Origin of the sequence: Mucilaginibacter jinjuensis (assembly GCF_028596025.1) — a bacterium.
Lineage (GTDB): Bacteria > Bacteroidota > Bacteroidia > Sphingobacteriales > Sphingobacteriaceae > Mucilaginibacter > Mucilaginibacter jinjuensis.
This window is the reverse complement of record NZ_CP117167.1, coordinates 116,790-131,234: the sequence shown is the minus strand read 5'-3', so window position 1 is coordinate 131,234 and position 14,445 is coordinate 116,790. Positions and strand designations below refer to the sequence as shown.

The following is a 14,445-nucleotide window of genomic DNA, read 5'->3' as shown; positions in this document are numbered from 1 at the left end:
TCTCTGTAACCTTTCTGCCTTTAGTTACATCTAACCAATATAACACAATAAGCCGGAAACTATTTCATAGTAACCAAGGCTATTTCAGGATTTTAATTAACATTTTAAAAAGAACTAAAAAGCTTTAACAGGATAACTATTGCCCCCAATTTTATACATCAGCCATACCGTTATGAAAAATAAAGAAGCACGATAAGCCTGCATATTTGAAATAAACCAAGGCATCATCAAACTTTAATTAATCATTTTAAAAAGAACTAAAAAGCTTTAATGGGATAACTATTGCCCAAACTTTTACATCAATCACACTCGTCATGAAATCACTTATCTATCGCACTATATGTTTTATCGCCCTGGTAAGCGGCTATACCGCTGCCTATGCGCAAAGCGCTGCGCCTGCCGTTGGTGTGGCCAAGGTAACCGGCTCTTTAGTAAATGAGCAGGGCAAAGCCGCCGATTATGCTACCGTTAGCCTACTAAAGGCTAAAGATTCTATAGTAGTAAAAGGTGCACTATCAAATGAAAACGGTACTTACAGCTTTACCGGGATCAGACCGGGTAACTATGTTGTTAAAGCCACAATGGTAGGTTATGCACCGGGCATAAGTGCACCTGTAAGCGTTACCGCCAGTTCAACTACCGTTAATGTGCCTGCCATAAAAATGCAGCCATCTACCCATAACCTTAACACAGTTAATGTTGTTGGCACTAAACCACTAATTGAACGCCGCAGCGACCGCACCGTGGTAAACGTAGAGAATAGCGTTTTAGCCGCAGGTAACTCGGCCATGGAAATATTAGAGAAAGCACCAGGTGTAAGCGTTGATAAAGACGATAACATTAGCCTTAACGGCAAACAAGGCGTTACCGTAATGATCAATGATAAGCTTACGTACCTTTCATCGGCACAACTGGCTACACTTTTACGCTCTACAGATGGTAATACTATCCAGTCGTTAGAGATCATCAGTAACCCATCTGCTAAATATGATGCGGCAGGTAACTCAGGTATTATCAACATTAAATTGAAAAAGAACCGTGAAAGCGGCACCAACGGTAATTTAACCGCTACAGCAGCTTTGGGTAAATATTTTCGTGATAATACCAGCTTAACGCTAAATCATAAAGAAGGCAAATTCAGTTTCTTCGGAACCTTAAGCCGTGGCGATACCAAACGCGAAAACAATATCCATATAGACCGTAATGTACCCGGTGCAGATAGCACCACTTATTTTAGCCAGCAAACCAAAATGCTGGATGATAACCACTATAACAACTACCGCGTGGGTGCAGATTTCGCCATGACTTCAAAAAACACCCTGGGCTTTGTTGCCAGCGGCTATTATAACCCAGACGGTAGTAATAATAACAACACTACTTACATAGGCAGCCAGCCAAATGTATTTTCATCTTATCAAAATACGCTAACTACTATTAGCCAAACGTATAAAAACTTCGCCCTTAATATCAATGATAAACTGGAGATCGATTCAAACGGCCAGGCTTTAAGTGTGGACTTGGATTATTCTAAATTCAACAATAACTCAAACGCACAGTACGATACTTACTTTTATAACCTGAATGGCAGCACCATGGCACCGCCGCAAATGCTGCGTAACCAAACACCATCAACTATCGATATCCACACAGCTAAGGCAGATTACACCCTGCCGTTTAATAAAACTACTAAATTGGAGTTCGGTGGTAAATACAGCGATGTAAAAACCGACAATGATCTGGAAGCACAGATTAACACCCCTACTGGCTATATCAATGACACTACCCGCACCAACCACTTTATTTATAGCGAAAAGATAGGTGCCGGTTATGTTAACTTTAACAAAAGCTTTAAGAAAACATCTATACAATTTGGCGTAAGGGCAGAGAACACCTCATCAAACGGCAACCTGGTTAACAGCCACCAGGTGGTTGATCGCAACTATCTTAACTTTTTCCCAAGTGCGTTTATTAACCAAACCATTAATGATAAAAACGAGATTGGTTTTAACTATAGCCGCCGTATAGATCGCCCAAGCTATGAGGATTTAAACCCCTTTGTTTACTACCTCGATCAATACACCTATATGCAGGGTAACCCGTTTTTGAAACCACAGTACACCAACGCTTTCGAAATTAACTATACCTATAACCATAACATCAACGTAACACTTGGTTATAGCCATACCAGCGATGTTATTACAGAGGTAATTATCACCGATACTGTTAAGAAAGCAACTTATCAAACTACCCTCAACTTACAATCTCAGGATTCATACAACTTAAACATTAACGTACCATACACCTTTACCAAATGGTGGACCGGTAACGCCAACTTCACCGGCTTTTACCTGGGCTTTAAATCGGGCAACAGCCAACCAGGGGTAGTAAATAATGGTTATTTAAATAGTGGAAAAGCAGCTTATCAAATAAAAACCACCAGTACCTTTAAAATAACCAAAACCTTTAAAGCTGAGTTCATGACTAATTATCAATCAGAATTGCAGTACGGTTACTATACAGTTAAAGCGCAGTATAACTTTGACGGTGGCCTGAGCCAGTCTTTATGGAACAAAAAAGCCAACATTAAATTATCTGTGAGCGATATTTTCAACACACGTAAAAACAATGTTATAGCACACTCTAACGATAACATTATCGATATCCACCAGAAAAATGAAACCCGCGTTGGTCGCTTAACATTTACCTACAACTTCGGTAACAGTAAAATTAAAGCCCGCGACCACCAAACCGGCGCCGATGACGAAAAGAACCGCGTGAAAAACCAGTAATTTTTGGAGGAAAGACGAAAGGACAATAGAGAAAGGACGGAAGAAAGATAAAAGAGAAAGGACGAAAGATTTATCATCTTCCGTCCTTTCTCTTTTATCTTTAGGTCTTTTCTCCTAAAGTCTTTCGTCCTTTGTCTACTATTGTCCTACCATAAACACAGCATTACCGAACAACAGTTTTCCGTTTTCCCAGAAACTGCGGAACATGGGGTCGTCAACAAAATATATAACCGAGCCGCGGCCCATATTTTGTACACCGATTAATAAGCCATCAACCAGCTTAGCCTTAGCTTTTTGGCCAACAAAACCCGATACATAGCCATCTTTTTTAATGGTGCCCACGTTCCAGTCGCCTTCGCCCAGGTAATCGTAAACTTCATCGCTCAATTTAAGCGTGTAGTAATATTTAGGAAAGCCAAACCCAAGCGGATGCGTATTATCTAAATTGATTTTATAAATAGCACCCGGAACCTGTGATTTGATAGATTCACGGTTCCGCTCTTCATAAGTAGCGATAGTGCCTTTGCTTTTGGCATCTGCTTTATCGTCTTTCTTCTCATCCTTACGTTTAATAGCAAAGTTGCCTTTGCCCGAAAGTGCGCCAACGGCATCTTCAACAGCTATCAGTTTACCGCCATCGCGGATCCAGCTCTGCAATTTATCAACAGGCAAATCGCCGTAGTTACCATCAGGAAAAATAGCAACATCAAAATCGCTCAACTTAATACGATTAAGATCCTGCAAACGCACTAATGTAACCGGGTAGTTAATTTGCTGTTCGAAATAATGCCACATTTCGCCCATTTGCTCAGAATTTACCTGATCACCCGCAAGCAGCATTACTTTAGGCTGGCGAAGCACATGCACAAAGCCCGAACCTATATCTGCCCCCTTATCCACAAAACCCGAAGTAAGCGTGGTTAATTGTGTACCATTTTGTGTGGCAATTTGCGTTATCTTCTGTTCAAAATCAGGCGTGTTATTTCCCGACCTGGTTATAATAAGTGATCCCGCAGCGTACTTTTTACCACCAGCTTCGAAAGGCAGTTCGGCATAATGCACTTTAATATGTTGTTTCATCAGCGCAGCCAAAAAGCGAACATCTTTGGATGATTGCCAGGCCGCCACAAAAGCGTAAGGGCGACCGGCTACGGCATTATCAACAGCTTTTGTTGACAACGTAATACTTGTCGGTTTTACAGACTCTTTTACACCATAAGTTTTTAAACCATAAGCATAAGGCAACGACCATGCTGTAATATCATACGTGTTTGAATCCGGGATAAAAGTCTTCGGTTCGAATAGTACATTCAGCAACACGGCTTTAGGTTGGTAGGCATTAATCACCAAATCTTTATCACCGGCAGTAAACGCTTCTTCTTTACCATTAAAATAATTGAACCCGCTAAGGTTTGCTTTACCGGCGCCGTAACCATATTGAATGCCGTTTTTATCAAGCAATTGAGCCAACAGCGCCAACTTATCCGGGTTCTCATTTTTAACAATATATGTTTTGTATTCGCCCGGTGGATTGGTGCGGTTATTATCGAAAAACTTCTTATACTCAGTCAGCAATTTAGATGCATAAGTTGATGACATTTCGATAGTGCTCAACCCTGTGGTATGATGATGCTCTATACGATCTGCCAATGTCAGTGTATCGCCACCACGGGTTACTACAGCAAGGCCTGCGCTGATACCGCCCTGCTCGAAAGTCATACCAATGGAGCCATTGTAGATAGGATAAGTATCACCGTAAGATGGGTAAAGCAAATCAAACTCTTCTTTGGTAAAATAAGTCCAGCCATGCTGATCGAAATACTTAGCGTTGTTTTTACCAATAGTGGTCTGAAACTCGCGCTGCCATGGTGTAATATCTTTATGGAAAGGCTCGGCAGCAGGTGCAAAATAATAAGGACTGTTATATCCCTGCTCATGATAATCAACATGTACCTGCGGCAGCCATTGGTTAAAGTATACCAAACGGGCCTGAACTTCTTTTTGTGTTTGCCATGCCCAGTCGCGGTTCAAATCAAAATAGTAATGATTTACCCGGCCGCCTGGCCACGGTTCCATGTGCTCGCGGGCCTGATTATAAGCGTCGGGCGTAGCGCCGCGTACCGAGTTATAGAAGTTTACATAACGGTCGCGACCATCGGGGTTTAAACAGGGATCGATAATTACAACCGTGTTTTTAAGCCATTGCTGGGTTTGCGTATTGGCCGGATTAACCAGATCGTACAAAGTTTGCATAGCAGCCTCGCTCGATGCTGGTTCGTTACCATGCACATTATAACTTAACCAAACCACAACCGGCCCGGCTGTTGAGCCTCCACCGGGTGCAATGCCAGCCAGTTTCATATTATTCTGACGGATCTCGTCCAGTTTTCCAATGTTCTCATCGGATGCGATGAATGCTAACAGCAAAGGCCTGCCTTCATTGGTTTTACCATATTCAACCAGCTTAATATTTTTAGATGCTTGCGCGATGTATCGAAAGTACTCGGCTATGCGATAATGGTTAGTGAATTGATCGCCCAGATTATAACCTAAAAATTCGGCCGGTGATTTAATCTGTTGAGCAAGCGCCGCAAAGCTTAAACTCAACAATAATACAAGGGGGTATAGTTTTTTATGCATAATGTTAGCTAAAGCTAATAAAGAATTTAAAATGTTGGCGATTTTGGATTTAATAATTGGGAATTGCACTGATTTTGATCGATTTAGCATTAAAAGATGTGGCTTAGCAAATGGTTGTTGGTGACAACACCAACAACGGCAAAAAAATGGCCCGGTACAACGTCAAGAAAATCCAACGCCATTGTTGGTGTTGTCACCAACAATAACCAATTTTATCAACAACAACCTATCTATCACAATGGCCCTTATCAATTTTGATTACCATCCACAATTCTTTACTGCAACTATATTAGAGTGGAAACCATTATTAAAAGACGATGCTTTAAAAGATATTATCATCAAAAGCCTGTTATATCTCAAAACCGAAGGCAGCATCAAGGTCTACGCTTTCGTTATTATGCCCAATCATATACACCTCATCTGGCAAATACAAGATGGTTTTAAAGCTGAAAATATAAAATTGCGTTTTCTAAAATTTACAGCACAGCAATTTAAATTCCGATTATTAGATACCCAGAATCACTCACTTGATTTATACAAGGTGAATGCAAAAGACAGACAATATCAGTTTTGGGAAAGAAACTCGTTAAGCATTGATCTTTGGAGTCCTGATGTTTTTATGCAAAAGTTAAATTACATACACGATAATCCGCTTCAACAAAAATGGGAGCTTTGTACTTATCCTGAAGATTATAAATATTCATCGGCAAGGTTTTATGAAACCGGAATAGATGATTTTGGTTTGATAACACATTATGATGGAGATTAGCATTATTTGCGTAACAAAGCAAAAGTTGTTGGTGACAACACCAACAACGGCAGAAAAAAAATAATGTGAGAAGAAGCAAGGTCAGCGCCATTGTTGGTGTTGTCACCAACAATAATTAGCAGGAATCACTAACTTTACAATAATGACGCCCCTACAAGCCTTACATAAATATTTTGGTTACACAGAGTTCCGCCATCAGCAGGAAGCCATTGTTCAGCAGGTATTAACAGTTGGCGATGCTTTGGTGCTAATGCCTACAGGAGGCGGTAAGTCATTATGTTACCAGCTACCCGCTGTATTACTTAGTGGATTAACGGTAGTTATCTCGCCGTTAATTGCCCTGATGAAAGACCAGGTTGATGCCTTGAACATCAACGGCATCCCGGCAGCTTTCTTAAACTCGAGCCAAAATCCAAATGAGCAGCAAAGCATTGTAAGCAGGTTAAAATCGGGCGAGATCAAATTGCTTTACCTGGCTCCCGAGCGTTTGTTCGGCTCAGAGAGCCGGTTGGTTACTTTTTTAAAAACTTTAAATGTAAGCCTCATTGCTATTGATGAGGCGCATTGTATCTCGCACTGGGGTCACGATTTCCGCCCAGAGTATTTGATGCTTTCGAGCTTCAAAACCGAGTTTCCCAAAACTCCGGTTATCGCTTTAACTGCTACGGCGGATGATTTGACAAGGAAAGATATTCGCGAAAAACTGGCCTTACATCAGCCTAAAGAATTTGTATCCTCATTTAACCGTCCTAACATCAGCTATACAGTAGCTCCCAAGAAAGACAGCTACAACCAGTTGCTGGGCTTTTTGGATGAGCACCAGGAAGATTCGGGCATAATTTACTGCCTGAGCCGGCAGAATACCGAACATCTGGCCGCCGACCTGCAAAAGCAAGGTTATGCCGCCAAAGCCTACCACGCTGGGTTGGACAATGAAACCAAAGCTTTAAATCAGGACCAGTTTTTGCGAGATGAAGTAAAAATCATAGTAGCCACCATTGCCTTCGGGATGGGTATCAATAAATCTAACGTGCGCTACGTGGTGCATTACGATCTGCCTAAAAATATAGAAGGTTATTACCAGGAAACAGGCCGCGCTGGGCGGGATGGTTTGCCATCGGAAGCATTATTGTTTTTCTCGGCAGGTGATGCCTTTAAATTACAGCGTTTCGCCAGGGTAGAGGGTAACGAAGACCAAAGCCGTATTATGCTGAAAAAGCTTGATGATATGGTAAAATACTGCCAGCTGCAAACCTGCCGCCGTCAGTATTTGATGCATTATTTTAACGAGCAATTCCCCGATCATTGCGGCTCGTGTGATGTTTGCTTAACCGAGTATAAAAAATTTGATGGAACAGTTATCGCACAAAAAGCGCTATCGGCAGTATATCGTTTAAACCAGCGCTTTGGTACTAATTATGTGATTGATCTGCTGCGTGGATCGCGAAGCGAAAAGATCCGTGAAGAACATAAACAGTTAAAAACTTATGGTATTGGTAATGATCTTAGCAAAGCCGAATGGCAACGCTATATCGGACAGCTTGTAATACAAGGCTATTTACAGGTTACTGACGATCAGTACCCGGTATTAAAATTAACCTCAACAAGCGAGGCTGTTTTAAAAGGACAGCAACAAGTGGAGTTTTCGATCTCGGAAGCGATGGAAGAGGAAGCCAAAGCAACAGAACCTACCGTTTATGAAGCTGACCTATTGCATGAATTGAAAACCATCCGCTTCAATTTGGCCATGAATGAGAATGTACCCGCTTACATCATTTTGTCTGATGCTACCTTGCAGGAGATGGCAACCTATCTGCCGCAAAGTTTGGACGAATTAGGCCGGATCTCCGGTTTTGGCGAAGTAAAACTAAACCGTTATGGCGAAGCTTTTTTACGTATAATTAATGCTTATTGTACGCAACATGGCCTGGCTTCTAAAATAAGCAGCAAACGGGCTAAGGCAACTAAGACTAAAACAAGCCGTGCATCAGCAGGAAATACCCAGCGCGAAAGTTTCGAGTTGTACAAAGCAGGTATCAGTATTTCTGAAATTGCAGGCATGCGTAACCTGGCTACAACTACTATTGAGAATCACTTATGTTCTTTCATCCAATCCGGCGAAATGGAAGTAACGGAATTAGTTGATCAGCAAAAAATACCTGCTATACAGGATGCGGTTGAAAGTTACGGTGCTGATAGATTAGCACCATTAAAAGAGATTTTGGGCGATGATTACAGTTATACCGAGATCAAAGCGGTAGTAAGCTGGATGAAAAAAGAAGCATAACAATGATCTTCCATCACCCACAATACGAAATAGAAGTTATTAATGATGAGAACTATGTCTTAAACTCAAAAGACAATCTCAACCATTATCAACATATCCTTCACGATCCGGCTGATGTTTATCAGCCATCGGCCAAACATGGCATCAGGGTTAAGGAAAATGGAGTTGAAACCTCGAGTGTAATCATTTGCGCATCGGGCGGCGCAACAGGGATATTTGAAAATTCCTATTTAATTAAAAACGGGGTAATATTTATTTGCTGTACAGACCATGTTTACGCCCTGCAAATCCCATCACTAGATTTGATCTGGAAAAACAATTTGGATTGGGCTACTTGCTTTTGTATTTATGAATTTGGGGATGATTTGATTGTACATGGAGAATTGGTGATTTCGAGAGTCACAACTGATGGTATCATCAAATGGCAGTTTAGTGGTCGCGATATATTTGTAACACCAAATAATAAAACAGTACCCTTTAAAATAGTCGGAAATGAAATTATACTCACCGATTGGCAGGACTACCAATACCGTTTAAATGCTGAAGGCCAACAACTCGGTTAACCTTTTTTCGGGATGTTTTCAAAAATATCCTTATATATGCCTCGATTTTTAATAAGCTTTTATGATTATAGAACCCAGAATACGCGGATTTATCTGTTTAACCTCTCACCCACAGGGCTGCGAGCAAAATGTGATCAATCAAATTAATTATATCAAATCAAAGAAAGCAATTGATGGCGGCCCGGTTAAAGTACTGGTAATCGGCGCATCAACAGGCTTTGGTTTGGCTTCGCGCATTACCAGCGCTTTCGGTTCAGATGCTTCAACCGTTGGTGTTTACTTTGAAAAACCACCTGCACCGGGCAAACCGGGCTCAGCAGGTTGGTACAATACTGCCGCTTTTGAGAAACAAGCTCACGAGGCTGGCCTTTATGCCAAAAGCATTAATGGCGATGCTTTCTCTGACGAGATCAAAGCAAAAACCATTGCCCTGATTAAAAAAGATTTAGGTCAGGTTGATTTGGTTGTTTACAGCCTGGCATCACCTCGCCGCACACACCCTAAAACCGGTGTAGCGCACAACTCGGTTATTAAACCAATTGGCGAAGTTTTTACCAATAAAACCGTTGATTTCCATACCGGCGTAGTGTCAGAAATTTCGATCAACCCGGCTACCGAAGAAGAAATTGCCAATACTGTTGAAGTAATGGGTGGCGAAGACTGGGGCATGTGGATTGATGAGATGAAAGCAGCTAACGTATTAGCTAACGGCGTACTTACCGTTGCTTACTCATACATTGGCCCTGCATTAACCGAGAAAGTTTACCGCAAAGGCACCATCGGCCGTGCAAAAGATCATTTGGAAGCTACCGCTTTCGAGATCAATGATAAACTGAAAGATATCGACGGCAAAGCCCTGATCTCTGTAAACAAAGCATTAGTTACACAGGCAAGTTCGGCTATCCCGGTTATTCCTTTGTATATCTCATTACTTTATAAAGTGATGAAAGAAGAAGGCATTCACGAAGGTTGTATCGAGCAGATCCAGCGTTTATTCGAGCAACGTTTATACAATGGCGGCACCATCCCAACTGACGAAAAAGGCCGTGTGCGTATCGACGATTGGGAAATGCGCCCCGATGTACAAGCTAAAGTTGACGAGTTATGGAAAGAAGCTGATACCGAAGCCCTGGCTTCAATTGGCGATTTGGCCGGATACCGTTCTGACTTTATGAACCTGTTTGGCTTTGAAGTACCGGGAGTAACTTACGGTATCGAAGTTGATGAAATGGTACAAGTTTCGGGCTTGGTTGAGTAATCTACAGTTAACAATATAACAAAAGGTCTTCTTAACAGGAGGCCTTTTTTGTTTGCCCGTTAGACTCCCCTCTTGAGAGGGGCAGGGGTGTGTTCTTATAATATTAATTCAATAACACACCCCTGCCACAACACAGTCCATTCCGCCCCCTCTAAAGAGGGGAATTAAGCTTAATTTCGACATAAAATAAAAAAGGCTCCCCGATCAGGGAGCCTTTTTTATTGGTTCATTCTTGAAGTTCGGTTTATTTATTAGCCGATTGGTACTCCTCAAACTCTGTGGCCCTTTGTTCATGGCTATAGGCCGACCATATATGATAGGCTATCCCTACCAAAAAACATTTACCTGCATAGTCTAATGTGATGGCATGTGTAGCCAGCAGCTCCCAGTTAATGTAGATAGTTAGGGGTAGATAGATAAACATAGCAGTTACTTCGCCGGGCGAATAGCTTTTGGTGCGGGCACTGCCAACTATATGGAATAAAGCATTTACAGCAGTAATGGACGAGAGCGACAACAGCCACGATAAGCCCTGGGTACCTGGCCCCAACAGCATAGGCATAAATGAGAGCGTTATAAAAATGAGGTTTGCAATGGCCAACCTGCTCTTGGTAATACCCGATGCAATATCAGGCCGTTTGTCTCTGTACCATTGGATAAATCCGCCAGGGAAAACACACTCTTCAATAACGTGCGCTATGATAGCTATAGGTAGTAAGCACGCCATTAAATAATACATTTTCATCTGCTGGTAATTTGCTTTGTTGAAACAAATGTACCCCGGCTATGCCCCCTGCACAATGAGCAAACGGTTAGGCTGAAGATAAAAACGGTGGATGGCGGAAATTTTCCGGTAAACGGATATCTTATTTAACCACTTCTACTTTAAAATCCTCGAACGTTACCGCAAAGCTCTTTTTACCCGGTGCAGCAGCCACCATACCAATCTGCGCCTTCACATTTGGCGGGAAGTAGGCCAGGCGCAGCATCTTGAAATCTTTATTATCAAACGAATATTGGATCTGTACATAATCGCCCTTGCGTAACAACTTTAACCAGATACATTTAGGGCTATCATTACGTGGTACAACCGACCAGTCTGATACATCACGCGTAACAACGGCGCTTACATTTTGCACGCCATCCACATATTCAATCCCGGTTTTTATCCAGTTTTTATTGTCGATACGCACCATTAATCCCGCCTGATGGAAAAGCTCTTCGTAATGCCCGGTGATTTTCACTGTAGCTTCAAAGTTGCCGGCTATTTCCTGGTAGTAGAAAGGCCCCGAATTGCGGATGAAGCCATAATGAGTAGTTCTCCAGTAATCCGTATCGGGGTCAACGGTCATGGTTAATGAATCGGGGTAAGCTTTCCAGGTTTTAGGTTGATTAAACCATTTCATGTTTTTGCTATTTTGAGCAGAAGCCGCAAGCGTTGCAGATAGCAGCGCAATGGCTAATAGAAATTTTCTCATATAGATGTTAAACGTTGGCAGGGATATCGGTGTAAATCTAATAACAATTTATCCGCTTCGCTGTATATTTACATCATGGTTACCGAAAAACTTTATGAGCTGTTTTTACAGCACCCTGTAATTAGTACCGATACCCGCAAAATTGCGAAGGGCAGTTTATTCTTTGCCCTAAAGGGCGATAAGTTTGATGCCAACAGCTTTGCCCAACAAGCTATTGAAGCAGGCGCTGCTTATGCCATTATTGACAATGCCCAATACCGCCTCGGCGAACAATATATTTTGGTTGATGATGTATTAACCACCTTGCAGGATCTTGCCCGCTACCATCGCAAGCAATTGCAGATCCCCGTTATTGGCTTAACAGGTACCAATGGTAAAACCACTACTAAAGAGTTAATCAAAGCTGTGCTATCACAGCATTTTAATACTTATGCTACCGAGGGCAACCTCAACAACCATATTGGTGTGCCGCTGAGCATTCTATCAGTCGACAAAAGTCACCAAATGGCGGTGATAGAAATGGGTGCCAATCACCAGAAAGAGATCGAAATGCTGTGTACCATTTCTCAACCTTCGCACGGCTTGATTACCAACGTTGGTAAAGCGCATCTCGAAGGATTTGGTGGTACAGAAGGTGTAAAAATTGCCAAAGGTGAATTGTACGATTACCTGCAAGCCACCAACGGCATTATCTTTATCAATACTGATAGCCCGGTGCTGGCCGAAATGAAAGCAGCACGTGACTTACAAAATACCATCGGTTACGGAACGCAGGATTCAGGCAACTTAATCACCGGAAAGGTAACTAAAAATGCGCCGTATGTTTCTTTAGCATGGAAGGGCAAAAACGGCATTAACCACGAAGTTGATTCGCACTTAACCGGTGCCTACAACCTCGATAATATGCTGGTAGCCATTTGTATCGGCACTTATTTTAAAATGAGTGATGCCGAAATTAATGCAGGTATCAGCAGCTATCAACCAACTAACAACCGTTCGCAAATTACACAGACTGCGAGTAATACCCTCATTTGCGATTATTATAACGCCAACCCAAGCAGCATGGCTGTAGCGATAGATAATATCAGCACCATGGATGCTAAAGACAAGGTATTAGTATTGGGCGACATGTTTGAACTGGGTGATGAATCTGCCGCAGAGCACGAAGCCATTATCCAGAAAGCCATTGCCGCCCCGGTTAACCAGCGCATCTTTATTGGTAAGGCATTCTTTGATCTAAAACAAGGTTTCAGTGCTGATTTTTATGAAACTACTGATGATGCCATCAAAGCTTTGAAAGAAAAGCCGGTTAAGCATTCAACGGTGTTGATTAAGGGTTCGAGAGGAATGGCGTTGGAAAGGTTGGTGGAGTTGTTTTAAACGCTTCGTTTCCGTCATGCCGAACTTGTTTCGGCATCCCATTCGCTAAGCATACGATATGCAATGTTTGCGACCTGTCCTGTGGGGTGCCGAAACAAGTTCGGCATGACGGGAGTAGATTGCTTAGTTCTTTAGTACCAGATCCGCAACCTCTTCACCAACCAAACTCCCCATAGCTATACCCATACCATTGCATCGCACGGCACAAAATACATTGGGCTGCAGCTCTTTTATAATCGGGCTCAGCTCTTCGCCGAAACCCATAATGCCGCTCCACCAGTAATCAATTTCTATAGCTTGATCGGGTAAAATCATTCTATGTAGATATTGGCTTAGGTGATTTTTGACCTGTTCGGTATTACCAAAATCCACTGTTTCCTCTGCCTTGAAATCCAAATTTCTGCCTCCGCCAAATAGTACCCGGTTATCAATATTGCGGAAGTAATAATAGCCTTCGTTAAAGTGATAAGTGCCTTTAAGTTTTAGGTTGGCGATGGGCTTGGTTACCAGCACTTGTCCACGGCCAGGGATTACTTCCAGATCGGGATATAGCTGGCGGGCAAAGGCATTATTGGCCACAATTACCTTTTTCGCCTTAAATATCCCCTGGTTAGTATGTATGGATTGGTGATGATCTTTGTGCTCAATTCTATCAACCATACAATTATTCAACACCAACACGCCTGCTTCATACACTTTATAAAGCAGCGCACGCATCATGTGGCCTGTATCAATCTGGCCCTCGTGTTTATTAACAATCATCCGGCTAACACCCTGAAAACCAAAGCCTGCAATTTTAGCATCCGCAACTGCATAAATGTCAGTATCACCAATAACGGCGCTTAATAATTTATTGAGGTGTGGTATGGCTTCTATTGCGGTTTCGGCTTCCTGCTTCTCATCAGCAGTAAACAATTCGAATCCGCCATGCTGTTCATAACGGATATTGTTATCGCCCAAGTTAGCCCTCAAGCGTTGTAAGCCGCGGTACCTGTAATCAACCATTCGCAGCATTTCTGCTTCGGATGATCGTTCTATATAGCCCAATTGCTCAGAAACAGTACCGAAACAGGCAAATCCGGCATTTTTGGTACTGGCACCGCTGGGTAATAAGCCGCGGTCTAAAACCGTTATATTTAGTGTGGGTTTTTTGCGTTTTAAATGTAATGCGGCGCTTAAGCCTACAAGCCCGCTGCCGATTATAACTACATCTGCATTATCAATAAATGTGGTACGTTCCCAGTAGGAGAATGTCGGATTAGTGGCTGTCATATTCTCTGA

The 14,445-nt window shown here is 42.2% G+C and carries 10 protein-coding genes; 6 read left to right on the top strand and 4 right to left on the bottom strand.

Going from position 1 to position 14,445, the window contains the following annotated elements:
- Positions 1 to 314 precede the first annotated feature (314 nt).
- Positions 315 to 2,789: a TonB-dependent receptor domain-containing protein gene (locus tag PQO05_RS00590; RefSeq protein WP_273630690.1), complete on the top strand. Its 2,475-nt coding sequence runs from the start codon at positions 315 to 317 to the stop codon at positions 2,787 to 2,789.
- A gap of 138 nt (positions 2,790 to 2,927) precedes the next feature.
- On the opposite strand, the gene PQO05_RS00585 is transcribed toward PQO05_RS00590, so the two are convergent.
- Positions 2,928 to 5,429 (bottom strand): M14 metallopeptidase family protein, encoded by a 2,502-nt coding sequence (locus tag PQO05_RS00585; RefSeq protein ID WP_273630688.1) that lies wholly within the window; start codon positions 5,427 to 5,429, stop codon positions 2,928 to 2,930.
- A 238-nt stretch (positions 5,430 to 5,667) separates the two neighbouring features.
- Between PQO05_RS00585 and PQO05_RS00580 the strand changes: the two genes are divergently transcribed.
- The 4 genes from PQO05_RS00580 to fabV all read left to right on the top strand — a co-directional run bounded on the left by PQO05_RS00580 (position 5,668) and on the right by fabV (position 10,306).
- Positions 5,668 to 6,198, top strand: a complete 531-nt coding sequence (locus PQO05_RS00580) for a transposase (RefSeq protein WP_273630687.1) — start codon at positions 5,668 to 5,670, stop codon at positions 6,196 to 6,198.
- Positions 6,199 to 6,340: 142 nt separating this feature from the next.
- Positions 6,341 to 8,485: a DNA helicase RecQ gene (gene recQ / locus PQO05_RS00575; RefSeq protein ID WP_273630686.1), complete on the top strand. Its 2,145-nt coding sequence runs from the start codon at positions 6,341 to 6,343 to the stop codon at positions 8,483 to 8,485.
- A 2-nt stretch (positions 8,486 to 8,487) separates the two neighbouring features.
- On the top strand, positions 8,488 to 9,048 hold the full coding sequence (locus tag PQO05_RS00570; protein ID WP_273630685.1) for a hypothetical protein: 561 nt from the start codon (positions 8,488 to 8,490) through the stop codon (positions 9,046 to 9,048).
- 61 nt (positions 9,049 to 9,109) lie between these two features.
- On the top strand, positions 9,110 to 10,306 hold the full coding sequence (fabV, locus tag PQO05_RS00565; RefSeq protein WP_273630684.1) for an enoyl-ACP reductase FabV: 1,197 nt from the start codon (positions 9,110 to 9,112) through the stop codon (positions 10,304 to 10,306).
- A 244-nt stretch (positions 10,307 to 10,550) separates the two neighbouring features.
- Here fabV and PQO05_RS00560 read toward each other — a convergent pair whose 3' ends face one another.
- Positions 10,551 to 11,033 carry an HXXEE domain-containing protein gene (locus PQO05_RS00560; protein ID WP_273630683.1) on the bottom strand — a complete coding sequence of 161 codons (483 nt, stop codon included), beginning with the start codon at positions 11,031 to 11,033 and terminating at the stop codon, positions 10,551 to 10,553.
- Positions 11,034 to 11,172: 139 nt separating this feature from the next.
- Complete coding sequence (locus PQO05_RS00555; protein ID WP_273630682.1) at positions 11,173 to 11,784, bottom strand: DUF1349 domain-containing protein; 612 nt, start codon at positions 11,782 to 11,784, stop codon at positions 11,173 to 11,175.
- Positions 11,785 to 11,859: 75 nt separating this feature from the next.
- Between PQO05_RS00555 and PQO05_RS00550 the strand changes: the two genes are divergently transcribed.
- Positions 11,860 to 13,164: a UDP-N-acetylmuramoyl-tripeptide--D-alanyl-D-alanine ligase gene (locus PQO05_RS00550; protein ID WP_273630681.1), complete on the top strand. Its 1,305-nt coding sequence runs from the start codon at positions 11,860 to 11,862 to the stop codon at positions 13,162 to 13,164.
- 123 nt (positions 13,165 to 13,287) lie between these two features.
- On the opposite strand, the gene PQO05_RS00545 is transcribed toward PQO05_RS00550, so the two are convergent.
- Entirely contained in the window at positions 13,288 to 14,436 is a 1,149-nt protein-coding gene (locus PQO05_RS00545; RefSeq protein ID WP_273630680.1) for an NAD(P)/FAD-dependent oxidoreductase, read from the bottom strand.
- Positions 14,437 to 14,445 lie beyond the last annotated feature (9 nt).

Excerpts from the sequence above, each read along its gene's own strand:
- PQO05_RS00590 (WP_273630690.1), top strand. The coding sequence starts at position 315 with ATGAAATCACTTATCTATCGCACTATATGTTTTATCGCCCTGGTAAGC.
- PQO05_RS00585 (WP_273630688.1), bottom strand. The coding sequence starts at position 5,429 with ATGCATAAAAAACTATACCCCCTTGTATTATTGTTGAGTTTAAGCTTT.
- PQO05_RS00580 (WP_273630687.1), top strand. The coding sequence starts at position 5,668 with ATGGCCCTTATCAATTTTGATTACCATCCACAATTCTTTACTGCAACT.
- recQ (WP_273630686.1), top strand. The coding sequence starts at position 6,341 with ATGACGCCCCTACAAGCCTTACATAAATATTTTGGTTACACAGAGTTC.
- PQO05_RS00570 (WP_273630685.1), top strand. The coding sequence starts at position 8,488 with ATGATCTTCCATCACCCACAATACGAAATAGAAGTTATTAATGATGAG.
- fabV (WP_273630684.1), top strand. The coding sequence starts at position 9,110 with ATGATTATAGAACCCAGAATACGCGGATTTATCTGTTTAACCTCTCAC.
- PQO05_RS00560 (WP_273630683.1), bottom strand. The coding sequence starts at position 11,033 with ATGGCGTGCTTACTACCTATAGCTATCATAGCGCACGTTATTGAAGAG.
- PQO05_RS00555 (WP_273630682.1), bottom strand. The coding sequence starts at position 11,784 with ATGAGAAAATTTCTATTAGCCATTGCGCTGCTATCTGCAACGCTTGCG.
- PQO05_RS00550 (WP_273630681.1), top strand. The coding sequence starts at position 11,860 with ATGGTTACCGAAAAACTTTATGAGCTGTTTTTACAGCACCCTGTAATT.
- PQO05_RS00545 (WP_273630680.1), bottom strand. The coding sequence starts at position 14,436 with ATGACAGCCACTAATCCGACATTCTCCTACTGGGAACGTACCACATTT.